The 24,023-nt window shown below is 34.6% G+C and carries 18 protein-coding genes; 10 read left to right on the top strand and 8 right to left on the bottom strand.

Annotated elements, in window-relative coordinates:
• Positions 1-5 precede the first annotated feature (5 nt).
• Together JNL75_02625 and JNL75_02620 are read left to right on the top strand one after the other, a co-directional pair.
• On the top strand, positions 6-368 hold the full coding sequence (locus JNL75_02625; protein ID MBL7788712.1) for a nuclear transport factor 2 family protein: 363 nt from the start codon (positions 6-8) through the stop codon (positions 366-368).
• Between the two features lie 281 nt (positions 369-649).
• On the top strand, positions 650-1,228 hold the full coding sequence (locus tag JNL75_02620; GenBank protein MBL7788711.1) for a porin family protein: 579 nt from the start codon (positions 650-652) through the stop codon (positions 1,226-1,228).
• Between the two features lie 226 nt (positions 1,229-1,454).
• On the opposite strand, the gene JNL75_02615 is transcribed toward JNL75_02620, so the two are convergent.
• Positions 1,455-4,427, bottom strand: a complete 2,973-nt coding sequence (locus tag JNL75_02615; GenBank protein MBL7788710.1) for a hypothetical protein — start codon at positions 4,425-4,427, stop codon at positions 1,455-1,457.
• Positions 4,428-4,593: 166 nt separating this feature from the next.
• Here JNL75_02615 and JNL75_02610 point away from each other — a divergent pair, with 166 nt between their 5' ends.
• The 6 genes from JNL75_02610 (at position 4,594) to JNL75_02585 (ending at position 13,589) form a co-directional block, all read left to right on the top strand.
• Positions 4,594-5,400, top strand: coding sequence for a TonB family protein (locus JNL75_02610; GenBank protein MBL7788709.1), 807 nt, complete (start codon positions 4,594-4,596; stop codon positions 5,398-5,400).
• Between the two features lie 44 nt (positions 5,401-5,444).
• The gene (locus JNL75_02605; GenBank protein MBL7788708.1) at positions 5,445-6,083 is read left to right on the top strand and encodes a Type 1 glutamine amidotransferase-like domain-containing protein; all 639 of its coding nucleotides are present in this window, start codon (positions 5,445-5,447) and stop codon (positions 6,081-6,083) included.
• 629 nt (positions 6,084-6,712) lie between these two features.
• Positions 6,713-7,252: a YbhB/YbcL family Raf kinase inhibitor-like protein gene (locus JNL75_02600; protein ID MBL7788707.1), complete on the top strand. Its 540-nt coding sequence runs from the start codon at positions 6,713-6,715 to the stop codon at positions 7,250-7,252.
• Between the two features lie 65 nt (positions 7,253-7,317).
• Positions 7,318-12,198, top strand: coding sequence for a T9SS type A sorting domain-containing protein (locus JNL75_02595; protein ID MBL7788706.1), 4,881 nt, complete (start codon positions 7,318-7,320; stop codon positions 12,196-12,198).
• Positions 12,199-12,352: 154 nt separating this feature from the next.
• Positions 12,353-12,928 (top strand): hypothetical protein, encoded by a 576-nt coding sequence (locus tag JNL75_02590; GenBank protein ID MBL7788705.1) that lies wholly within the window; start codon positions 12,353-12,355, stop codon positions 12,926-12,928.
• Positions 12,929-12,932: 4 nt separating this feature from the next.
• On the top strand, positions 12,933-13,589 hold the full coding sequence (locus tag JNL75_02585) for an NUDIX domain-containing protein (protein MBL7788704.1): 657 nt from the start codon (positions 12,933-12,935) through the stop codon (positions 13,587-13,589).
• Here the strand turns inward: JNL75_02585 and JNL75_02580 are convergent.
• The 6 genes from JNL75_02580 to odhB all read right to left on the bottom strand — a co-directional run bounded on the left by JNL75_02580 (position 13,551) and on the right by odhB (position 20,542).
• Positions 13,551-14,270, bottom strand: coding sequence for a hypothetical protein (locus JNL75_02580; GenBank protein MBL7788703.1), 720 nt, complete (start codon positions 14,268-14,270; stop codon positions 13,551-13,553). The two genes, JNL75_02585 and JNL75_02580, sit on opposite strands and share 39 nt — an antisense overlap.
• A 10-nt stretch (positions 14,271-14,280) precedes the next feature.
• Complete coding sequence (gene rmuC / locus JNL75_02575) at positions 14,281-15,624, bottom strand: DNA recombination protein RmuC (protein ID MBL7788702.1); 1,344 nt, start codon at positions 15,622-15,624, stop codon at positions 14,281-14,283.
• A gap of 66 nt (positions 15,625-15,690) precedes the next feature.
• Positions 15,691-16,044, bottom strand: a complete 354-nt coding sequence (locus JNL75_02570; protein MBL7788701.1) for a group III truncated hemoglobin — start codon at positions 16,042-16,044, stop codon at positions 15,691-15,693.
• Positions 16,044-17,837 (bottom strand): ABC transporter ATP-binding protein, encoded by a 1,794-nt coding sequence (locus JNL75_02565; protein ID MBL7788700.1) that lies wholly within the window; start codon positions 17,835-17,837, stop codon positions 16,044-16,046. Before JNL75_02565 ends, JNL75_02570 begins: the two co-directional genes overlap by 1 nt.
• 75 nt (positions 17,838-17,912) lie before the next feature.
• Positions 17,913-19,268, bottom strand: a complete 1,356-nt coding sequence (locus tag JNL75_02560) for a hypothetical protein (GenBank protein ID MBL7788699.1) — start codon at positions 19,266-19,268, stop codon at positions 17,913-17,915.
• A gap of 2 nt (positions 19,269-19,270) precedes the next feature.
• On the bottom strand, positions 19,271-20,542 hold the full coding sequence (gene odhB / locus JNL75_02555; GenBank protein MBL7788698.1) for a 2-oxoglutarate dehydrogenase complex dihydrolipoyllysine-residue succinyltransferase: 1,272 nt from the start codon (positions 20,540-20,542) through the stop codon (positions 19,271-19,273).
• 179 nt (positions 20,543-20,721) lie between these two features.
• Between odhB and thyA the strand changes: the two genes are divergently transcribed.
• Complete coding sequence (thyA, locus tag JNL75_02550; protein MBL7788697.1) at positions 20,722-21,603, top strand: thymidylate synthase; 882 nt, start codon at positions 20,722-20,724, stop codon at positions 21,601-21,603.
• Positions 21,604-21,665: 62 nt separating this feature from the next.
• The gene (locus JNL75_02545; protein ID MBL7788696.1) at positions 21,666-23,036 is read left to right on the top strand and encodes an OmpA family protein; all 1,371 of its coding nucleotides are present in this window, start codon (positions 21,666-21,668) and stop codon (positions 23,034-23,036) included.
• Between the two features lie 32 nt (positions 23,037-23,068).
• Here JNL75_02545 and JNL75_02540 read toward each other — a convergent pair whose 3' ends face one another.
• Complete coding sequence (locus JNL75_02540; protein ID MBL7788695.1) at positions 23,069-24,022, bottom strand: NAD-dependent epimerase/dehydratase family protein; 954 nt, start codon at positions 24,020-24,022, stop codon at positions 23,069-23,071.
• Position 24,023 lies beyond the last annotated feature (1 nt).

Here is a 24,023-nt window from a genome sequence, read left to right as displayed (position 1 = left end):
ATATAATGTCTCCCAAATCCCTCATCCTTCTCTGGGTCGAAACTTTTAATAAAATAGATATCGATGGCTTGGCAGCTATGTATCATGAAGATGCCATCAATCATCAGGTTAATACTGAGCCTCTTTATGGCAGAGAAGCCATACGACAGATGTTTATCGAAGAATTCACCAAGGCAAATATGATTTGTGAAATTGAAAATATTTTTGAAGATGGAGATTGGGGCATGCTAGAATGGAAAGACCCATATGGACTAAGAGGCTGTGGCTTCTTTCAATTTCGAGAGGATAAAATTATTTTTCAGCGAGGATATTGGGATCGATTGAATTTTCTGAAAATACATAATTTGCCAATACCAAAAGATTCTTAGAAGAAAAGCTTATAATAGCCATTTTTTTAAAGGTCTCCAAGAATAAATTGTACTTCTGAGAATACAAATTATTGTTTGTATTGAGTTATTTTAAGAATGAATTAACTATTTAATAATGTTAGTTTTGTAATTTATTTTTACAATTTGTTTTCAACTTAGAAAACATTAAAAGAATTAAAATGTTAACAAGGTCACAAACATCTTAAATTAAGCCTTGACAATGGGTTCTTTCATTTTATTTTTGTGTCATATTTAATTTTTAAATCTAAAATTTTAACAACATGAAAAAAATTATTTTATCAATTTTCGCATTAGGTACATTAGCACTTAACGCACAAGAAATAACTGGAGTAGCAAAAGGTAATATTGCCCTTACCGCTGGGTTAGGTTTTGACAATTATACAAAAGTTGCTGGTTTAGTAACCACAAAACATACAGATATCTTCTTTAGTCCGTCAGCTATGTATATGATTCAGGATAAATGGGGCATAAGAGGCGGTATTTCTTATGTCAATCAAAAAACAGAAACAGCAGGTGTTAGCGCATCTACTTCATTGTTTGGATTTGATGCAGGTGCAAGATATTTCTTTACTCCAGCTAACAGATTATCTTTCTATCTTGATGGTGGAATTAATGGTAGTTTTCCTACAGGAGTAACAAATATTGGAGTGAACTTCAATCCTGGTTTTCATTATTTCATTCATAACAATTGGTCATTGGGTGCTAATTTGAATCTATTAAGCCTAAATATTTCTGCTCCAAGTGGTGGAGATGCTACCACAATGTTCAGAGTAAATCCAGTTACTAATATAACTGACTTCAGGTTTACATTAATGTATGTCATAAAGCCTAAGAAATAAAGATATTCTCTGGCAAACTTCTAAGACCGAGCCTAGGCTCGGTCTTTTTTTGTATTTAATACCAATGTGATTTATATTTTATACCAATAGATATAGATTTTATTCCGCACGTGCGGAAATAAATACCAAAAATTAAAACAAATAGAACAATCGAGAGAAACGAAGATTGGGCTATATTGTTTTTCACTTCGGTATAAAAAATTATAGTAAATAATCTCGCTATTTACTATAATCCAACTACTTTAAAAAAGGCGTTCACGAATAATGCTCCATTATTTTTATGTGGCGGTATGTACATTTTAAAATCTTTATTACCACGCAGTTTTAATTCTTGTTCTGCCCAAAAGCTTGGCCAATCTATGTTTTTATTATTTCTTAAAGTTTCCCTAATGGATTTTAGCATAGGGTCATTGATACTCATTGTGCCGACTTGCTTGGTAGATAATATCTGAGCATCAGGAGATCGCACGAGAAGTTCCGAGATTTTATAATAACCCCCACAGCTACCCATAAAAATGAACTTAGGGCTACCCACCATTTGATCTATCGTTTTCTGACTATGATAACTATGACCTCTATGCACAATAATAGATGGCTCCAATTTATTATAGACGAGATAATCACGTATAGCTTGCTGTCCTGAAATTTCCTGCTGTGGTTTATTGGCGAATATATCATAATCATTGCCCTCTAATGAAGATATGTAATAATAACTGCCTAAGTCTTGAATATACCATTTTGGCATTAATCGAAACATTTGAATATAATTATTAAAAGAGGCTACGCCATCTCCATCGTTATAAAAAAAATTGACTTCTATGATTTTATTATGTTTACTCTTCAATTCTGCTACGTCTATATAGTTTAAGGAATACTTAGAAAAGTTATTCTTTTTATCTTTAAACCAATCAGCGTGCACTAGGGCACGTTGGCCAATATTGCTGGCTAAAAGACTATATACAGCCATAGCTAATTGATCTTTTCTCAACTCTGCAGCATCGTACTCCGCCTTGATTATTGTTTGAATTATAGTTTGAATTTCCGTATGCTCACAATTATTAATAAATTCGCATAGCACGGCCGCCTCTTCTATGCAATTAATATCGCTAAAATCTATTTTTGTAAGTTTTTCAAGAAATTCCTGACGTGCATCTGGTGTACTATTTCTGTATAGTAGTTCCGGAAACTTATGAAAATTTGCTAGAAGTGTAGAGAACTCGCGAAACTTAAAATAATTTACTTTAGGAAAAAAGTCTACAATACTAGTTTCCCCTAGATTTTGTTGTAAAACGTAATAGCAATTATCAAATGCAAATTGAAAAATTTCTTCTTTACCTAAGACCATGAGGGAGTAAATTTCCTTAGCATTGAATTGTCTTATTTCTTTCAGATTGGGGTGCGATTGAGTGGGATTATCATTTATGGATCTAATAAATTTAAGAGAAAGTTGATTCTGTTCCTCTTCGACACTATGCAATCCTATTGGATTTTTTTGAACTGTAATATTCATTAATGCCTTGAGATATTGAACATCTGATTGCCCTATTCTATGCGCCTCATCTACGCTTATCTCCCTGTTTAATATTTTATGAATCAATGAATAAGCTTTGGAGTTAAATTGATATTGATTGAAAATTTGTACCAATGTCTTAGGAATAGGTTCATTCGAAGTCATAATCTGTTTAGTAATGATATGCTCAGAATTGCCTAGGTATTTTTTAATAGAATTAGGAGAGAAATAAGCTAGCTTGTTGACAATATTTGTAAACTCTGGGTTGCTTTTTAAAGTTTCCTTATTTCTTAGTATAATATGCGGGTGGTAAGCGGCTAAATAATCAACAAATCTATTCCCAATCGAACTTTTAAGTATTGAGCTTAAATTGCTATCAACCTTGTTAATATTACGCGCCCATGATAGGAGTGATAGCTGGGTTTTATTCAAATGAAAAGTATTAGTAATAGCCTTTGTAATTTCTTGTTTCTTCTGTTTAAGTTCGGTTTCGTAGTTGTATTTTCTCTTGAACCAGTCCTCATTTCTCTCTGCTAATCGCACTTTGTTATTATTAACTATATCCGAGCAGTAGTTGAAAGCAGATTCTGTTAGGGCTTTTTTTAGTTCATTTTCAAGATTAGATTTATATACTTTTTGAATAAAAATTTTCAATGCATCAGAAGATATAAGCTGTAAAGTCTCTACGGAAGTTAAATCATCATCAAACTTTGATAAATACTCAAGCACGGCTCCTAATTCAGACGGATTGGATGATTCAGAAGTTAAGATTAAAAGAGTCATAATCTCTTTGGTACTAAATTGACTCATACCGCCTGGTCCATTGTCAAAATAATCATCGAATACCCATACCCCCTTTTTGGATAGAAAATTCATCGCAGAATATCTGGCATAAGCATTATTATCAAGGGCAGCAGCCAATAACTTTTTTGTAAGTATGAACTGATTTTGCTTAAAATCCCATTCGTGGGAGTCATTAAATGAATTTTTAACAATATCATCTAGTAAATAATACAATTCAGAATGGACTCCCATTCTTGATTTTATATCCAAGACTTTTTTGACCAATTGGCTTTGTGAGCTAGCTGCCATATCTGAAAGAAATGGATTCTTGTCGAGCATACGAACCCAGGATACAGGATCAAAACTTATGACTAAGTTTAATATTTGTTGTAAGTCACTTAACTGAGAAAAATCCTCTATTTGACCATAAAATAGCTTAGGCTTTTCTATCGCAAACTGAACTAAAAACTTCTTAGCATCTACATCTTTGTAGATATAAGGAAGTGTTTTTATAGCCTCTTGTTGATTCTGTCTGAGGTATTCTTCCAGCAAGCCTTGTTGCTTATAATAAAATATAGAAGGCATCATGCGTATGGCTCTTCTGTAATCTTGTTCTTCCAACTTCTTTACTGCAAAAAGATTCGTATTGACATCTTTAATCAGTAAAAAAAGAAAATTATAATAGTCCATTTTTGTATCTGTATTATATTGGTCTGTAATAGCCAGAGATACAAGGACTTCTTCGAAATCATTAAAAAATAAAGAATCTTTTGAGTTATAGTTAATGGATGCCTTAAGAAATTCTGCTTCTATTAGAGCCAATATCTCGTTTTCTTTATTAGGAGCATCCCCAGCTCTCAATGAAAGATAAAAAATAGTGGCAAGAATAAAAGTTATAAGTTTCAAAATGCTTCGAATCAATTGAATATGCAAAATAACTGAAAAATTCTCATTTAAAGACCAGTAGTTTCATTAAAAATTCACAACAAGATAACGAACTGTAGTATTTTTACTATTTAAACTTTCAATCAATTAGAATTTAAAAATCTGTAGAATTTATAAGAATAAACAAATGAATTTCTTTTACCTTATTATCGGCCTATTTTTATACCATAATGCACTTAGCCAAGATATAGATACTATTTTTTACAATGCAGATTGGCAAAAAACGAAAAATCGAGATAGTTTTACCTATTATCGATTGGCAAAATTAAGCTTAAATCCAGATACATCTTATGTAGTGCGAGACTTTTACTTAAGTGGTAAAATTCAAATGCTAGGTCAAGTTAAGAATTTGGAAACAGATGGTAGATTTGGTCATTTTGAGTATTATGATAAGAACGGCGTTAAAGAATCTGAAGGAGAGTATATACTAGATAAGAAGCATGGTCAATGGAAGTTTTATGACAGCTTAAAATTTTTATATAAGACAGAAGAATACCGAAACGGGGAGTTAGATGGTTTGTTAAAAATGTACTATCCTAATGGCAAACTAAAAAGAAAGGAAGTTTATAAGGCCGATGGTTTTCTGAGAGGTGAATGTTATGACTCCACTGGACAAGAGATTGATTTCTTTCCATATGAAGTAATGCCAGAATTTCCGGGCGGCGATGATGCTTTGATGACCTATCTTCAGAAAAAAATAAAATATCCAAAGAGTGCTTTAAAAAAGGAAATAGAAGGAAATGTAATTGTGAGATTTGTCATTACACCCAATGGTGAGGTGACAGATGCGAAAGTGACAAAAGCTGTGTCGCCAGAGGTAGATGAAGAGGCACTGCGAGTAGTTCGATCAATGCCTAAGTGGAAACCAGGGTTACAGGACAATATACCTGTATCCGTGTTTTTTGATATCCCTATCAATTTTTCGCTAAAGTAATATGTTAGAAAATCTTTATTGCTCAACCTTATTAAAATAGGGATATGAAATACTACCTCTCCTCCTATAAATTCGGCAAAAAAGTCTATGAACTTTCAAATATGCTGCCAAAAGGAGCACGCATTGGGCATATTAATAACTCTAAAGATTGGACGACAGCGAGTCCTGAAATACGAGCAAGGCATTTAAAAGAGGAAATGGAATTCTTAGATAATTTAGGATATCATAACGAACACTTAGATTTGAAAGATTATTTTGGAAAGAGAGGTGCTTTGAATAAAAAGCTATCAGAACTAGACGGTATATGGTTAGCTGGTGGGCACACTTTTATTCTTCGTATGGCTATGCGTTTGAGTGGTTTTGATGAAATCTATCAGAAAAAACTTCGTTATCGAAAAAACTTTTTCTGGGGAGGGTATAGTGCGGGCGTTTGTATTCTATGTGATTCCTTGAAATATATTTCCGAAGTAGATATGCCCAATGATTTCCCCTATCCACAGATGCAAGAAAATATCTGGGAAGGACTAGGCTTGTTCGATTATGGCATTCTGCCGCATTATAATTCTGATCATCACGAGTCCGAAATGATAGGTAAAGAAGTGCAGCGTTGTATAGATAATGGTTGGCTTTTTAAAGTCATGCGTGATGGAGAAGTGTGGATTGTGGAGGATACTCTTGATTAATTCTGAAACTAAGTCCAATTTGACAATCCCCTTTCGGCGCAATCTCAGGAATGCGTAAAAGTGTATTGAAATCTCTGATTGAATTTCTCTTTCTCATTTTAGCACCAAGCTAACTTGATTTTATTAAATAGGGTCTGCTGAAAAACTCAGAAATGAGCCAAATACGAGCCATCAAGCCGAAGCTGTATAGACATACTGCGAGGTGAATACCGTAAGCGTATTAGTAATAGTCCAATGTCGCATGGCTCATTGTACTAAACAAATACTGCTACGGCATTTACCATAGCAAGGTTTTAAAATGGGTTGGACCATTTTAAAACCGCTATTGGTAGAAGATGGCGAAGTAGTTGGTGTGCTTCTGAGTAGCCTAAAATTCTTGTCGGTAATTGCAAAATATTTGGGCGTGAACTCCAGTAAACTTGTTTTTACAATTTGCATATTCAGGGGGGAAAAGTTTTTGCAATCTTATGGCTATCAATTGTTTTGGCGTTTTTCAGCAGACCCTAAATAACAAAATTGCGAACACTCAGACGAAGTTTACTTCGACCTTTGACTTAGGCTAGCAGTTCAAATCCCTACTTAATTTATTTTCCCTAAATTTGTTTATCTCATTTTTAAAATCACATCATATGAAGTTTTATATCACTTTCGCTTTTCTATTCTCCGCTTTTAGTATTTTTTCTCAAACCTTTACCCTGAAAAGTAAAGATCTAGGCGGACAGGCAACGTTGAAAAATGTGTTTAAAGGCTTTGGCTGTGAAGGGGAGAATATATCACCACAACTCTACTGGGAGCATGCTCCTAAGGGAACCAAGAGCTTCGCCATCACCCTTCACGATGAGAGTGCTCCTACCGGCAGTGGTTGGTGGCATTGGTTGGTATTTAATATACCTGCTGATATGAAGGAGTTGGTGGAAAAAGCAGGTGATGTTTCTGAGAAACTATTGCCAGAATCTATTGTACAAAGCAAAACGGATTATGGGAGCTATGGTTACGGTGGGCCTTGTCCCCCAGTGGGGCATGGCATTCATAAATATACTATTACCATCTATGCCCTGGATACTGATAAGCTCGACCTAAATAGAGATACGAATGCAGCCATTGTAGGCTTTAACATCAATGCGCATACGATAGAAAAAGCGAGTCTAGTTTTTTATTATAGAAGATAGGATAATTTCCCTATCTTTGTGATAGTCAATTTACTCCTAGGTAAAAATAAAAGGTAAAAGACAAGATGAAGCAAATTCTAACCTTATTTGTTGCTTTTACTTTTTGCAATTTAATTGCAAATAATCCTAATTCAATAAATCCAAGTCCTTACCGATTATCTTCCTCCGGCTTTGAAAAAAATATGGGACAAGTCCTTGGTGAAGATAAGAATCTAGTCAATTATTTCTACAAGTCTGGTCAACTTACAATTTTCTTAACAAAACAAGGACTAACCTATCAGTTTGAGAAAATAGAAAATTTAAAGCCATTTTCTAAAGATATAGCTAATTTAAAACGTGAGACATACCGAATGGATATGTTACTGGAAGGAGTCAATTCAAATGCTGAAATACTAAACGAAGACTCTACTTATGATTATACGAATTATTACCAATATAATGTGCTCAAGGTACCGAGCTACCGAAAAATAATTTACAAAAATATTTACCCCAATATTGATTGGGTTATATATCAGTCCTCAGCTGTCAGTCCACAGTCGTCAGAAGTTAATACTCAGAAGTTAGCGATCAGCAGCCAGTCACATGAAAGGTCAGAAAATACTGATCACGCATCACTAACCACCGATAACTTCATAAAATACGACTTTGTTGTGCATCCTGGTGGCAATCCCGCTCACATACGATTCAAAATTAAATGGGCAGAGGAAATGACAATTAACCAAGATGGTCAGTTGCTTTTAAAAAACTCTCTTGGTGAGATAAGTGAAGCGAAACCGATAAGTTTTCAAGGAGATACTAAAATTGAGACATATTTTAGTCTAGATCAAGATGTCCTCAGCTTCAGGCTCGGGGACTATAATAAGAAAGAAACTTTGATTATAGACCCTATACTTCAGTGGGCTACCTATTATGGCGGGAGCAATGCTGAGACAGGTGGTTATATAACTATAGATGGTTCTGGAAATGTATATTTGTGTGGTGCTACTGCTTCTACTACCAGCATAGCCTCTGGTGGTCATCAAACCTCCTTCTCTGCTGTCAATGATGCTTTCCTCGTGAAGTTCAATTCATCGGGAGTTCGCCAATGGGCGACCTATTATGGAGGTGCAGATGATGATAGAGGCACCTACTGTCATGTAGATAAAAACAACAATGTATATCTGGCAGGTAGAGCTATGTCCACAGCAAGTATAGCTTCAACAGGTGCTCACCAGACCACTCATGGTGGAGACTTCGATGCATTTGTAGTCAAATTCAACTCCAGTGGTACTCGTCAATGGGCCACCTATTATGGCGGAGGAAATATAGAGGAACATGTCACCTGCGCTACAGATACAGGACTCAATGTATATCTAGCAGGTACGACACAATCAAACAACAATATTTTTGCGGGAGGTTTTCAAAACACATTTGGTGGATTTTCGGATGCCTTTTTAGTTAAGTTTAATGCCTCTGGGGTTAGACAGTGGGGTACATTTTATGGAGGAACGGCCTTGGATGAAGGAGGACAATGCGCAGTGGATAAAAATGGTTCTGTTTATCTAGGCGGTACTACACTTTCTACGACGAATATTTCAGGTAGCGGATTTCAGAATACTAAGAATGCGGCACGAGATGCGTTCTTAGTCAAATTTAATCCGAATGGCACTAGAGCATGGGGCACATATTATGGAGGCAGTCAACCAGATTATGGCAATTCGGTTTGTGTCGATACTTTCCTCAATGTATACCTTTCAGGATTTACATATTCTACCAGCGATATAGCCAATGGAGGATTTCAAAATACCTTTGGCGGCAGTAATGATGCTTATCTAGTGAAATTTAATACCTCTGGTTCTAGACTATGGGGGACCTATTATGGAGGGACGAATGGGGACTATGGACCACATTGCATTACGGATAAAGCAGGAAATGTATATCTTTCTGGCTACACCTTGTCCACGAATGCCATAGCATCTGCTGGATTATTTAATACGTCTAAGGGGAATATTGAAGGATACATCGTTAAATTCAATCCTTCTGGCTTTCGATTCTGGGGAAGTTATTATGGTGGCACCAACGATGATTATCTTTTATCAAGTGTACCAGATGGCTTTGGCAATACTTACTATTCTGGTCAAACACTTTCCAGCACGCAAATTTCGTCATCAGGTCATCAGAATACCTATGGTGGAGCAGGTGATGTTTTCTTAGTCAAAATGTCTGAAGATCCTATACCTTACATTGAGATTTTTAGCAATAAAGGGGATACCATATGTCAAGGAGACTCCATAATTTTTACACAAAGTAATGTCAATGGTGGTAGTAACCCAAGATATAGATGGCTTCGAAATAATGTCTTAGTCGACACAACCACTAGTTTTAAAGCGGGTGGGTTTGCTACTGGGGATAGTGTCAAATGCTTAATGATAAGCAATGCTGCTGGACTTCTTTACGATTCTGCTTGGAGTTTGGCTATCAGGTTTTTTGTGCACCCTAAAAAATTTACAACATTAAATATCGATATTTGTAGACCTGCTTCCTATTTTTTCAAAGGACAACAGAGAACTATTTCTGGCACATACAGAGATACATTATTGAGCAGTAAAGGCTGTGATAGTATTATTACCCTCAATCTGACTGTGAGAGATACGACTTCTTTTACAAGATTTGATACTATTTGCTCTAATCAATCTTTATTCTTTAATGGACTACCTAGAACAATAGCTGGGATATATAGAGATACACTAACAAATTCTTCTGGATGTGATAGTTTCTTATATCTAAACTTATTTGTTAAAAACACAAGCAATCGTACCATAGATACTAGCATTTGTCCAAAAAACCCGTATTTTTTTAATGGGATATGGCGAACCACTAGTGGCACTTATTTGGATACACTTATTAATTCAAGAGGTTGTGATAGTTTCCTTACTCTTAACCTAACCGTCAAATTGAATAGTACAAAAACTATTGACACGGCGATATGCAATGGCTTGGCATATTGGTTTAAAGGACAGAATCGCACCACTGCAGGAACCTACAGAGATACCTTGGTCAATAGTCAAGGGTGTGATAGCTTTGTCATTCTAAATTTAACTATCAAATCACTTTCGAGCACGAATCTCGCAGTCTCAATATGTGATAATCAAACATATACTTTTAAAGGAATTCCTAGAAATACTTCAGGCACTTATCGTGATACGCTAGTGAATGCAACAGGCTGTGATAGTATTATAACATTAAACTTGACTGTAAATCCAAGAACGTATAGAACCATTTATGATACTATATGTTCCAATAAGACTTATTTATTTGATGGAAACAACATAAATACAGCTGGGACTTATTATGACACCCTTATCAATAGCAAAAATTGCGATAGTATCATTACACTGCACCTCTTCGTGAAATCCATCTCTAATTTCAGTTTCAATCAGACGATTTGTTCAAACTCAAGTTATTTTTTCAATGGACAACCGCGTAATACTGCTGGAATCTACTTGGATACCTTAACAAATAGTAAAGGTTGCGATAGCTTTATTACCCTAAACTTATTTGTCAATACCACGAGTTTTAATACTTTGAACAAAGAGATATGCCTTGGAGACTCTATTCTATTCAATGGTGTATATAGAAAGACTACAGAATTTTATCGAGATACGCTTATGAATTCAAATGGTTGTGATAGTTTTCTCGACCTCAATCTTTTAGTAAGAAGTCCGTCATTCTATAGTTATAGCGAGTCTCGATGTAAGACCAACCCATACTTCTTCAATGGGTCATTTCTTAGTTTCACTGGTATTTATAGAGATACCTTAGTTAACCAATATGGATGTGATAGCTTCATTACATTAAATTACACTTCGAAAGATACTACTAGTTTCACATTTTCTACCTCTATTTGCCAAGGCAACAGCTATATTTTTGGTGGTGTACCGAGATCTACTTCCGGGATATATAAACTGACATTAACCAATTCTCAAGGTTGTGATAGTTTTGTCACCTTAAATCTAGCGGTCTATCCTACCTATACAAGGATCATCGATACGAGCGTTTGTATAGGTGGTTCTGTATTTTTTAAAGGCGGTTTCATTTCCACTCCTGGTATCTATACCGATTCCTTAAAGACTTTCCTAAATTGTGATAGCATTATTATTTTGAGGCTTAAATATTTCCCCCCCTCATATAATACGATTTATAGAAAATTCTGTTCTAATAGTGGTGTTTGGTTTAATGGAGTCTATCGCAATAACAATGGTAGCTATATGGATACCCTTGTGAACTCTAAGGGCTGCGATAGTTTTTTAACCATGGTGCTATATATAGATACCGTGCACAACACCTCTATAACTAGAGCAATATGCTCCTATGATAGTTTCAACTTTCATGGCAAGTTTCTTAAAAAGGCTGGACTTTATATCGATACCATAAAAAATTCAGGTGGATGTGATAGTATCGTAACCTTAAACTTAATTGTTCATACACCAAAACCATTAACACTATCAAAGTACACACCTTTTGTTCTCATTACAGACATGGGTTTTAAATCTTATTTTTGGTACTTAAATAAAGTATTTTTACCAAAAGAAAAACGACACTATTTAGAAGTAGGGGTCACTGGAACTTATAGTGTATCTGGATTGGACAGCAACAACTGTTATTCTGCTTCGAATGAATTCTTCATGGAGCGTAGTCGTATAAATAACTCTGAAAGCTCTACTATCAGTATCTATCCTATTCCCATCAAAGATAAGATTTTCATACAATTACCTGCAAATAGTACAAATTTAAATTCTACCATCAGTATTTACAATATTGAGGGAGTACAATTGTTCTCTCAGGATCATTTCATAGGCATAACTCCTTTAGAATTAGATCTTGGATTTCTTCCTAATGGCAATTATATGGTATTGATTTCCAACAAAGAGAACTCTTATATTCATAAAATTACGATTGAAAGATAATGCACAATCAACCATGTAGCTATTTGTATACACTGTTGAGTTCCCTTATATTTTTTTTAGCTTAATAGCTCTGTAAATGTATATTTGCAGAATATATTTGAGTTTGCTTTCAATTGAAAGGTGTACACAAAATTTTTAATTTAAAAGAAATTATATGAAGAAAAATATTTTAATAATACTAGCATTATTCTATAGTTTAGGTCTATCTGCTCAAGATAATAAGGATGCAACTATTTCCGCATTGAGAAATGAAATAAAGAGTTTAATAAGAGTAAATGAAGAATTAAGAGATGAGATTAATCGCCTGAAATCTACTATGTCAGAAAGGGAAGAATCTGCTAAATCAAATTCAAACAGTTCTTCAAACCGAGGGGAAGAATATAGAATTCAACTAGGAATTCAAAATAGTGCTATAGCATCATTAGCAAGTCCTAAAGTAGTAGCAGGAGCTATGGTCAATGGTAAAATGATATATGATATCGGAGGATTTCAAAATCCAAATGATGCATTTAGTCTATCACAAGAGTTAAGAAAATTAAACTTAGCTGGTTCATTTGTGACTAGATATATCAATGGCGTAAGAGATTATAGCTATAGATATGACCCAAACCAGCCACAACCAAGCTACAATCCTCCTGCACAAACTAGGCCAGCTCCTAGCTATAACGCAGAATCTGGAGAATTAAATATCAATTCGAAGAAAAGTAAGGCAATGGTTATTGAAGAATAAAGCCATGTTCAACATAAAATTTGGAGAGCATACATTGCGAATTATAAGTAATGTATGCTCTTTTTCTTTTGAAGAAATTGGAAAGAACAAAGCGGTTATCTATAATTATACGAAACCTAAAAAACTGCATGAAATTATTAGAGAACTAAACAACTCTCCAATTAAAAATCACATCATTTTTCATTCAAACACTGAACATGTATTTGAAGAATTAGCAAAAAAATTTACTCGTATTCAGGCAGGTGGAGGCTTGGTTTTGAATGAAAAAAATCAAATACTATTTATCTTTCGAAATGGAAAGTGGGATTTACCAAAGGGAAAAGTAGAAGCAAATGAAACTGCAGAATTAGGCGCAGTACGAGAAGTAGAAGAAGAATGTGGAATAAAAATAACCAAGCTTGATTCTTTATTAAATATCACATACCATACATATATACTTGAGAATAAACATATTTTAAAATCCAATTATTGGTATATAATGCACGCAGATTCCAATCAAAAATTAATCCCACAGACAGAGGAAGGTATAGACAGAGTAGAATGGGTGGATTATAAAAATATTGAAACAATTTTACCACAATGCTATGAGTCCATAGCAGAATTATTGGCAAGGTACTTTAAACTAGAAAGAACCGCCTCTCTTTCGACGAAGAATCCATAAAACAGTGAAAATAAATAAGGCACAAAAAACAATTCCATAGATTATCTTAGTAGATATACCTACTGAACTATTTAATTTCCCTTTAATCGCTTGGTTATTTGGGTCTAGTTGAAGTGCTAACTCCAAATCGTCTTTAGCGCTTACCTTATCACCCATTTTCTCCCTGACCTCAGATCTATTTGTGTAGTAGGCAGGATTCTTATCATCAAGAAGAATTGCGGTACTATATAATTCCTCGGAATGATCAAGTCTGCCCCGTAGAAATTGGTTATTAGCCCAGTTGGCAAAAAAATCTGAGCGCTTAGAGTTCAAATTAACTGCATTTCTATAACAAAATTCCGCTGAATCATAATGTTTCAGATGAGTAAAACATAAACCTAGCATATGCCAACTACTTGCATCTTTTTCATTGAGTGCTAGAACATTTTTAAACATAATTGAAGCCGTTTGATATGACTGCATGTCATATTCAATCTTAGCACGATAATACTTGCATTCATCGTTCTTGGGATTCAGCATGATGCAGCTATCCAATTTCTCCTTAGCATTGATCAAATCAAGAGTTTTATAAGATTTTGTACCCTTAAGCATCAAGGTATCTGAATAGGTCAATTTATACTCGGATTTTGCACTTCCGAAAATAAGGATGGTTAAAAATGAATAAGTAATCTTCATTCGCATATTTACTTGTTTAAGAATCTAGTTCAGGATTTTCTGACGCCATATCTGCCCTTCGTAATACACTTTCTGGCAGAGACTTTTTCGCCTTGGCACCCATTTTTTTAAGTTTTTCTATACTATTTACAATATTGCCCTTCCCATCTACTAATTTATTCATGGCTTCTGAATACTCTTTTTTAGAGTCATCTATTTTTTTACCAATTTGAATCAAGTCTGTTATAAACCCTTCAAACTTATCGTAAAGTGCTCCAGCTTGACGAGCAATTTCTATTGCATTTTCTTGTTGTTTTTGATTGGTCCACATCGTATCTATTGTTCTTAGTGTAGCTAGCAGCGTTGACGGTGTCACGATGACAATATTTTTTTCGAATGCCTTATTATAAAGGCTCGCATCAGAATTTATGGCAATAGAAAATGCAGTCTCTATAGGTATAAACATAAGTACAAAATCAGGGGACTCCATTTGATAAAGGTCATGGTAATTCTTTTCGCTTAACTGTTCTATATGTCTTTTGATAGATTGTAAATGTGAGGCCAATGCTTCTTCACGAGGTGCATCCTCTTCTTCGTTAACATATCGTTCATAGCTGACCATAGATACTTTAGAATCTACTATCATTTTTTTACCATCCGGTAAATTGATGATGACATCTGGAAACACCCGAGAGCCATCAGCAGTTTCGAAACTTTTCTGAACAAAATATTCGCGATCTTTTTCTAACCCTGATTTTTCAAGTACTTTCACAAGAATCATTTCTCCCCAGTTACCTTGCATTTTACTATCGCCTTTAAGTGCCTTCGTAAGATTGAGTGTTTCTTTGCTCATCTGCTCATGAACTTCTCTTAATCCCCTTATCTGCTGATGCAGGGCTGCATTAAATCCGATACTTTCTTTATGTGTATCTTCTACCTTCTTTTCAAAAAGCTGAATTTTTTCCTGCAACGGTGATAAAATCGTTTTTAAATTTTCCTTATTTTGTTCCGTAAATTTATTGGACTTTTCTTCTAATATTTTATTTGCCAATATCTCAAAATCTTTGGTCAAACGCTCTTGGAGATTTTGTAGCTCCAACTTTTGTTCTGATAATTTTGTAAGTAAATTAAGCTCTTCACTTTCTTTTTTGGCCAAGGCAATAGATAAAGACTCTTTATCTATACTTAACGCATTTAGAGAAGCCTTGGATAAGTTGAGTTCATTCTTTAGATAATCCAATTCTGCTTGGCTAATTTTCAAACTCGATTCGGTGGTATTAAGTTGCCTTTCAATCTTAGTTCTTGAATAAAGAAAACCGATAACTAATCCACCCAGAAATGCTAGGAATGGAATTAAATAGTATACGATACTTTCTTGCATAATTTTGATTTTTAAATCACAAGAATACTACAACCAAGTGTCAAAAAATGTCTTTTATATAAATTATTATGAGCCTAACAATTTGTAACGCATGGTCATAGCTATTGTATTAGCTCTGGAGATAGCCTCATCTGTTTTATCACCCTCAAAATTTTCTCTAAGAGTAGATTCGAAATGACGTAACCAAATAGGGAAATCTTCTTTTTTCAATACTAAATGCTGATGCGCTTCCATCATATTTCTCCTGTAGCTATTCGTTCCAAGAAGCAATGTATTCCAGAAATCATAAATTTTAGGCATATGTTCCTCTAGATTTAAATCCAGAAATAGGTGATTTATTCTATCATCTGACAATAGCTTTTTATAAAATAAATCGGAAAACAATTTTACGTCCTCCTCAGATCCTATATCGCGGGGCATTAGGCAGAAGCTAAACCCATTTTACGCCGAATATCTTCTACTTCACCTTTAGGTATGGCATTAATGAGCCTTTTTGTGTAATCCGTGGTTGGATGATTGTAGATATCATCGGCATACCCAATTTCTTCGATTTCGCCTTTATTCATAACCACAATTCTATCACTAATAAATTTCACTACAGAGAGGTCATGCGAAATAAAAATATACGAAAACTTAAACTCCTCTCTGAGTTTTATGAGCAAATTAAGGACTTGGGCTTGTACAGATACGTCAAGGGCGGATACGGATTCATCACAAATAATAAAACTAGGGTTAAGAGCCAAAGCTCGCGCTATACAAATTCTTTGACGCTGACCACCAGAGAACTCATGTGGATACCTGTTAAATTGCTCTGGTAATAGATTAACCTTATTGAGTAGGGATAATACCATATCCTTGCGCTCTTTAGGATTATTATATATCCCATGAACAGTCATAGGTTCCATGATAGCATCGCCTATAGTCATTCTTGGATTAAGGGATGAATAAGGATCTTGGAAAATAATTTGCATCTCTTTTCTCAACTCTTTTAAATCAGATTTAGAAAGATCCAAAACATTGCGACCTTTGTAAATTATTTCACCATCATATGCAGGATTTAATCTAAGAATAGCCTTACCTAAAGTGGTTTTTCCACAACCACTCTCACCCACTAAACCAAGGGTCTCCCCTTCTTTCATTTTAAAACTGACTTTATCGACAGCTTTGATATAGTCTTTTGGATTCCCAAAAAAGTCTAACTTTGATGGAAACCAAACCCTCAAATCTTTTACCTCTAAAAGCTTAGGAGCTTCTTCTAATTTCTTTCTTCTTTGAATAGTTTCTTCAGGTGTTACAATTACCTTTTCTATCGCCTTATTCAAATCTGACTCTATCTCTACTAACTTTCCTGTTTCATCCTTACGCATAAAATCTTTAACAGTAGGCAATACTTTGAGTCGCTTGGTCAATGGAGGTCTACATGCTAATAGTCCTTTGGTATATGGATGCTGAGGCTTTTCAAAAATAGATAAGACATTGCCCTCTTCGACAATTTTACCTTTATACATAACAATGACTCGATCTGCTATTTCAGCTATAACACCTAAATCATGTGTAATAAAAATAATAGAGGCTTCTATCTCTTTTTTGAGATCATTCATCAAATTCAAAATAGTCTTCTGAACAGTCACATCCAATGCGGTGGTTGGTTCATCTGCTATCAATATTCCAGGCTTACAGCTCATAGCCATAGCAATCATAACCCGTTGTTTCTGACCCCCTGATAACTGGTGAGGATAAGCCTTTAGAATTCGTTTTGGATCGGGGAGTTTAACTTGTTCGAATAACTTTAACGTCAATTCATCCGCTTCTTTTTTTGTTTTATTCTGATGCAATATAATGGCTTCTGATACCTGATCACCACAGGTATATACAGGATTGAGCGAAGTCATAGGTTCCTGAAATATCATAGATATTTCATTTCCTCGAATTCTTCTTAAATCTTTATCGCCAAGCTTGGTTATATCTATCACTTCTCCATCATCTGTGTAATATAAAATTTCACCTGATTCTATCCTTCCCGGCGGATTGGGTATGAGGCGCATAATAGACAAGGAAGTCACCGACTTACCACTACCTGATTCGCCTACAATTCCTATAGTCTCTCCTCTATAGAGTGTAAAACTCACATCATTGACCGCGCGCACCTCTCCTTCATCTGTTTTAAATGTAGTGACTAAATTTTTTACTTCTAAGAGTTTTTTCTTTTCCATGATTGTCCTTAATAATTAATGGCAGTTACTTTAAAGTATGGTAAAAATAAATAATTGAATTTAATTCAATCTAATTTACTTTAAAACGTAGCAACTAGTATCTTTAAATAAGAAGTATTTAGGATTTAGCTTATCATAATCAATTGTTTCCCACTCTGTAATCCATGAATTTTTCTTATTTAAATCATTTAAATATTTATGTGATTGATAGGTGACAATGATAGAACTGGACTTTCCTTTTCTTATGGTAGACAATAACCAAGTTTCAAATGAACTACCCCAGCTCAATTTTAAAATATTTCTATTATAATGGTCTTCCTTCAACAACACTTTTTCACCATAATACTTATTTACTATACTATCTAAATAGGCTAGACGCTTCGTATATATTCTTGATACATTTATAACTCTAAAACAAAAACCTATTATCAGGACTATCAAAAACAACTTTGTTATCGTAGGTCTACTTTGAAAAGAGAAATAGTCAATAAGTACTACGGAGATAAACAATGATATTAAATTGTATTGTACCTCAGCATAAAACAAATCCATCTGTATCTCATAGGCAATATAAATTAACAACAAAAATCCAACACTGTAAAAAAGCATCAATGCTGACTGCCACCATTTTTTGATGTACAGAAGATAACAGAATCCTATCGTTAGATAGAGGTTCAAGAATATATAGTTCGATATAAAATTACTATAAATTGTTTCTATTTTAATGCCCTTCCTTTCTTGAGAAAAATTAGAAATAAATTCTAAAAGTTTTTTTGTGAAATTGTCGTCATATGCATTCTCAAAGAAAAGTTTTTTTACAATAGTTATAGTAATTAACGCTACAAACTGAATCAAATAAAACTTTCGGTTTTTAACATCCTTAAGTATTTGATTGGCAAAATAAAATGTGCCCACAAAAAATAATAACGGGTGCATGAACACTAATGACACTAAGAATAAAAGTCCGAAAAATATAGTAAACCAATTAAAACGCACTTTTACTAAAAGCCACTCTAATAGAGCTACATAAACAAAAAACCAAGAAACTCCTTGAACCAATTCACACTGCGGCCAAAAAAAAGAATGTGAAACTATTAAATAGTGATACAATAAAAATAAAATGGATATACGTTTGTTCGAAAATACGAAAGCTATCAAGACAAAACACAATCCATAAATTATAGGGAAGGATAAGGTATAAATCCTAGCAATAGTGTCTAATTCCAAGCCAAGCTTGTAACCAATAAAAGGAAAGATTTGTGTAAAAAACGCTAAATACCTATTAACCTGAATTGCCAAATCTCCATTTCGAATGATTTCACACAGTTGAAAAGCATTATCGAGCATGGTAGCCCGCTCTAGGTAGTAATAATTAGCTAATAAACTATAGACAAAAAAAGATAACACCCCAAACCACCTGATAAATCGCATGGCTAGAGCATTAACAACGCTTCCACGGGATCAGAACCGATCAGCATTTTCTCTGGATTTTCGAGGTAATCTTTTACTGTGACTAGGAAGCCTACACTTTCTTTACCATCAATAATTCTATGATCGTAACTCAAGGCGACATACATCATAGGTCTTATGACTATTTGACCATTTTCGACCATAGTGCGCTCTTGTATCTTATGCATACCTAGGATAGCGGATTGTGGCGGATTGATGATAGGTGTGCTCATCAGCGAACCAAAAACACCCCCGTTCGTTATAGTAAAAGTACCTCCTTCCATATCTTCCATAGATAAATTGCCATCTCTTCCTTTAGCTGCTAAATTAGCTACAGCTTTTTCTATGCCATCCATAGTCAAGCTCTCTGCATTGCGAATAACAGGTACTACAAGACCCTTTGGTGTCGATACCGCTATGGATATATCTGCATAATTGTGATATATAAGTTCACCTTTTTCTACATCAATATAGGCGTTCACTTCTGGATATTTCATCAAAGCCAAACTACAAGCTTTCGTAAAAAAGCTCATAAAACCCAGATTTATTCCATGTACCTCCTTAAATTTATCCTTATACTTCGCACGAATATCCATAATCGGCTGCATATTCACTTCGTTAAACGTGGTGAGCATTGCCGTGCTATTTTTTGCGTGAACTAATCGTTCGGATATGACTTTGCGAATCCGTGGCATTTTCTTCACCTCTTCGCCTCTGCTAAAGATAGCCTGAGATTGGGATAGCGTTTTAAAGCCTTCCTGTGCAGAACTAGTGCCATTCTTGATAGCAGTTATGACATCTTCCTTGGTAATTCGACCATCTTTACCGCTACCTTTTATTTGGAATACATCGAGTCTATTTTCTGTAATCAATTTCTGAGCAGATGGCGATGGTGTACCCTTAGCATAATGATTGGTTGAAACTATATCGTTCTTATTCTCTTTTTTCTCTGCTTCTTGAGTCACAAATGGTTTCTCATCGGCAGCAATAATAGGCACAGATGAAGATTCTGGTGCCTTAACAGATGTATCTATCTGAGCTATCAATCCTCCCACTTTGACATCCTCGCCTTCACTCAATATCAGCTTTATCTTCCCAGCCTTTTCAGCTATCAGTTCCTGTGATGCCTTATCCGTTTCCACCTCACACAAAGGCTGGTCTAGTGTTACATAATCACCATCTTTCACTAGCCAAGTTCCAAGAGTTACTTCAGTGATAGATTCAGCTACATTGGGGATAACGACGTCTAATATCATTTTTCTTAAAATAAAACACAAAGATAAATTGAAAACCGAAATTTTGTCGCTAAGATTTGCTAAATTGAAATACAGGACAAACTGTATAGTATATCACCCACACTTAATGCCTAGCCTGTGGATGTTCTTCTTCTTTAATTTAAACTAGGATTGTATCTTTGTCATCTAAGCTATAGTGTATGCAGGTTTATCATGAATTATTAGAGAGAATTATCGCGGAAGGCGCGGACAAAAGTGATCGCACGGGAGTGGGTACACGGAGTCTTTTCGGCTATCAAATGCGATTCGATTTGAGTCAGGGTTTCCCTCTTATGACGACAAAGGAGCTTCACTTAAAGTCAATTATCCATGAATTGTTATGGTTTCTTCAGGGGAATACCAATATCAAATACCTCGTTGATAATGGTGTAGGAATTTGGAATGATTGGCCATATGAGAAATATAAAAAATCGCAAGCTTTTCAAGGGGAAACTATCAAAGAATTTGCTAATAAAATAAAGGAAAGTAGTGATTTTGCCAATCAATGGGGAGAATTAGGACCTGTATATGGTCGTCAATGGCGGCATTGGGAAGGTCTAAATGGTGTAAAAGTCGACCAAATTGCTGACTTAATGCATCAATTAAAAAACAACCCTGATTCGCGCAGGCACATCGTATCGGCATGGAACCCTACAGAAATTGGGAATATGGCTTTACCACCTTGTCATTGCTTATTTCAATTTTATATTGCTAATAATAAGCTAAGTTGTCAGCTCTATCAGCGAAGTGCCGATGTATTTCTTGGTGTTCCCTTCAATATAGCCTCTTATGCATTATTTACCGCCATGATTGCGCATGTTTTAGACTTAGAACTAGGACATTTTGTGCACAGTTTTGGCGATGTGCATTTATATCATAATCATTTTGAGCAGGCGAAACTTCAATTAACCAGAGAGCCTTTGCCACTTCCCAGTCTGCACTTTAAAAGAAAAATTGAATCTATTTTTGATTTTCAATACGATGATATCGAGATTCTCAATTATAGATTTCACCCTAAAATAAAAGCAGAAGTTGCCGTTTAATACAAAAAATATCGTATAAATAGTATCATCATCAAATTAAAGTAGAATAACCTTTTATATAAATGAAGCAGGTCTCTTTCTTACTATTTCTGATAATTAGTTCGAATCTTTGTGCTCAGAAAAAAATTAAAATTGATACGAGTCTAAGACCCATACAATATCTATACCATATCTTAGATACAACCAAAATTAAAATTAACAATTTCAAATATAGAGGACTAAAATCTGCACTTGGCCGATTCAATATACATTTGGATAAATTTGAGATTAAGGATGGGATAGTACTATCAACAGGAAATCTAGGTACTATAGGAGGAGGAAATAAAACCCCTGGCACCAGCGGACTTGCCTGGGATAATAATTATAGATTCAAAGGTGATAGAGATTTAGGTAAACTTTCCAAAGGTAAAGTTTGTGATCAAGCATATATCGAATTTGACTTTATAGCATTGGAAAATGAGATTAAATTCAATTATATTTTCGCCTCAGAAGAATACAAAGAGTATGTCGGTAGTCGTTTTAACGACGTATTCGGATTTATAATTACTGGCGATGGCAATTTCTATAGAAATATAGCACTGGTACCTGAAACCAATACTCCTGTTACCATCAATAATATCAATCACCTTAGAAAAAATGAATTGTTTATCAATAATGAATGCTTTGTTAATTCAAAAATTAAGAAGGATATTGTAGATGATTTAGAACCAAGAGAACCTTTTTTCAAAGAACTTATAATAAAATTATTTGGGGCTAAATCCAAAGATTTTGCAGTGAATGAAACAGAGCGAAAAGACCTAAATGATGAGCTCTTCAATAATTTTGAATTCGATGGATTGACGAGAAAATTGACAGCTAGCTGTTTCTTGATACCTTATAAAGTATACCATATGAAAATAGCCATAGGAGATATAGGAGATCCTATGTTTGATAGTGGAGTATTTCTGGAGTACCAATCCTTTACAGCTCAGAAGAATAAAAATGCCCCTTTCTTCAAAAACTATGAGAACATTAGCGCTAAAATTAATTTTGATAGTCTGTTTCAGCTGAAAATTGAATCACCGATTGTTATTGATTCCCCTAAACAAATTGAGGAAAAATTTGAAATTACAAACATCAATTTTGAATATAATAAATATGAAATTCCAGATTCTAGTCAGATTAATATTCGTGAATTAGCCATTTACCTCAATAAAAATAAAGATTATCGAATACACCTGCTTGGCTATACCGATAATATAGGTACCATGGATTATAACCAAAAGCTATCAGAACAAAGGGCCAAGGCGGTGAAAAACTTGTTAGTAGAAAATGGAGTGGCAGAAGATCGGATTAATTATATTGGAAATAACTACGACAATCCTCTCGCTAGTAATGAAACTGAACATGGTAGGTCTAGAAATAGACGTGTAGAGATTGTAGTATTGGAATAACAACCCGTTAGGGCTCGCCTCTAGGTGTGTTCCTACAAACGAAATGATAAAATTTTATCTAATCCCTGATTCAAATCTGTCAATTCATGCCCTATTGCAACTTTCATATTGGTAATATCAGGGCAGCGACGAGTCATATCGCCTTCTTCTAAAGCAGGTAAATGTAATATTTCTGATTTCGAGTTTGTTTTTTGAATGATAAACTTTGCTAACTCCAGTATCGAAATTTCATTAGAATTACCTATATTTATGGTTTCATTAATAAACAAATTTTGATATAAGCAGTTTACAGTAGCTTCAATATTATCGTCGATATAGCAAAGTGTTCTTGATTGACTACCATCGCCATAAATAGTTATAGGCTCATTTTTGAGAGCCAAGTTAAGAAACTTCTTTACTACAAAATCATTACTTTGTTTGGGTCCATAGGTGTTGAAAAATCTGAATATCGTATAGTCTAATCCAAATTCTTTTTGATAGCTCTTTATATAGGCTTCTGCGACATTTTTTACTATCGCATAAGGTAATCGTGAGTTTAGTGGAGTCGTTTTTTCATTCTGGGGATGTTCAAATGGCTCTCCATAAACCTCACTGCTGGATGAAAAATAAATTCGTTTAACGCCAGTGGAAACACTGAGTTTTAAAATCTCTTCAATACCGTTAATATCATTAAGAACCCATAATGGATTTTCAATTGTTCTTTTTACACCTACTACCGCAGCATAGTGAAAAACATAATCAAACTGGAAGGATGTCATCACTGCTCCTATCTGCTTCTTATCATTGACATCGCAGACAATAAATTTATAATTAATAGGTGAATTTTGTGGTAAATTTTCCTTTTTTCCTGTTAAAAAATTATCAACTGCTACTACGAAGTTATGAGGATTCTCAATTAATCTATCTACAAGACAACTGCCAACTTGACCTGCTGCGCCTGTTACTAAAATATATCGCTCAAAATTGTGTTGATGACTATGTGGCATT

The organism is Chitinophagales bacterium, from assembly GCA_016787225.1.
Lineage (GTDB): Bacteria > Bacteroidota > Bacteroidia > Chitinophagales > JADJOU01 > CHPMRC01.
Note: the sequence above shows the minus strand (reverse complement) of the source record. Positions and strands in the feature narration are given on the sequence as shown.

What these genes read in the sequence shown, in the direction of transcription:
- thyA (MBL7788697.1), top strand. Translation starts at nt 20,722, where the DNA reads ATGCAGGTTTATCATGAATTATTAGAGAGAATTATCGCGGAAGGCGCG.
- JNL75_02590 (MBL7788705.1), top strand. Translation starts at nt 12,353, where the DNA reads ATGAAGAAAAATATTTTAATAATACTAGCATTATTCTATAGTTTAGGT.
- JNL75_02570 (MBL7788701.1), bottom strand. Translation starts at nt 16,044, where the DNA reads ATGCCCCGCGATATAGGATCTGAGGAGGACGTAAAATTGTTTTCCGAT.
- JNL75_02595 (MBL7788706.1), top strand. Translation starts at nt 7,318, where the DNA reads ATGAAGCAAATTCTAACCTTATTTGTTGCTTTTACTTTTTGCAATTTA.
- JNL75_02580 (MBL7788703.1), bottom strand. Translation starts at nt 14,270, where the DNA reads ATGCGAATGAAGATTACTTATTCATTTTTAACCATCCTTATTTTCGGA.
- JNL75_02565 (MBL7788700.1), bottom strand. Translation starts at nt 17,837, where the DNA reads ATGGAAAAGAAAAAACTCTTAGAAGTAAAAAATTTAGTCACTACATTT.
- JNL75_02600 (MBL7788707.1), top strand. Translation starts at nt 6,713, where the DNA reads ATGAAGTTTTATATCACTTTCGCTTTTCTATTCTCCGCTTTTAGTATT.
- JNL75_02610 (MBL7788709.1), top strand. Translation starts at nt 4,594, where the DNA reads ATGAATTTCTTTTACCTTATTATCGGCCTATTTTTATACCATAATGCA.
- JNL75_02540 (MBL7788695.1), bottom strand. Translation starts at nt 24,022, where the DNA reads ATGCCACATAGTCATCAACACAATTTTGAGCGATATATTTTAGTAACA.
- JNL75_02545 (MBL7788696.1), top strand. Translation starts at nt 21,666, where the DNA reads ATGAAGCAGGTCTCTTTCTTACTATTTCTGATAATTAGTTCGAATCTT.
- JNL75_02560 (MBL7788699.1), bottom strand. Translation starts at nt 19,268, where the DNA reads ATGCGATTTATCAGGTGGTTTGGGGTGTTATCTTTTTTTGTCTATAGT.
- JNL75_02625 (MBL7788712.1), top strand. Translation starts at nt 6, where the DNA reads ATGTCTCCCAAATCCCTCATCCTTCTCTGGGTCGAAACTTTTAATAAA.
- JNL75_02585 (MBL7788704.1), top strand. Translation starts at nt 12,933, where the DNA reads ATGTTCAACATAAAATTTGGAGAGCATACATTGCGAATTATAAGTAAT.
- rmuC (MBL7788702.1), bottom strand. Translation starts at nt 15,624, where the DNA reads ATGCAAGAAAGTATCGTATACTATTTAATTCCATTCCTAGCATTTCTG.
- JNL75_02620 (MBL7788711.1), top strand. Translation starts at nt 650, where the DNA reads ATGAAAAAAATTATTTTATCAATTTTCGCATTAGGTACATTAGCACTT.
- odhB (MBL7788698.1), bottom strand. Translation starts at nt 20,542, where the DNA reads ATGATATTAGACGTCGTTATCCCCAATGTAGCTGAATCTATCACTGAA.
- JNL75_02605 (MBL7788708.1), top strand. Translation starts at nt 5,445, where the DNA reads ATGAAATACTACCTCTCCTCCTATAAATTCGGCAAAAAAGTCTATGAA.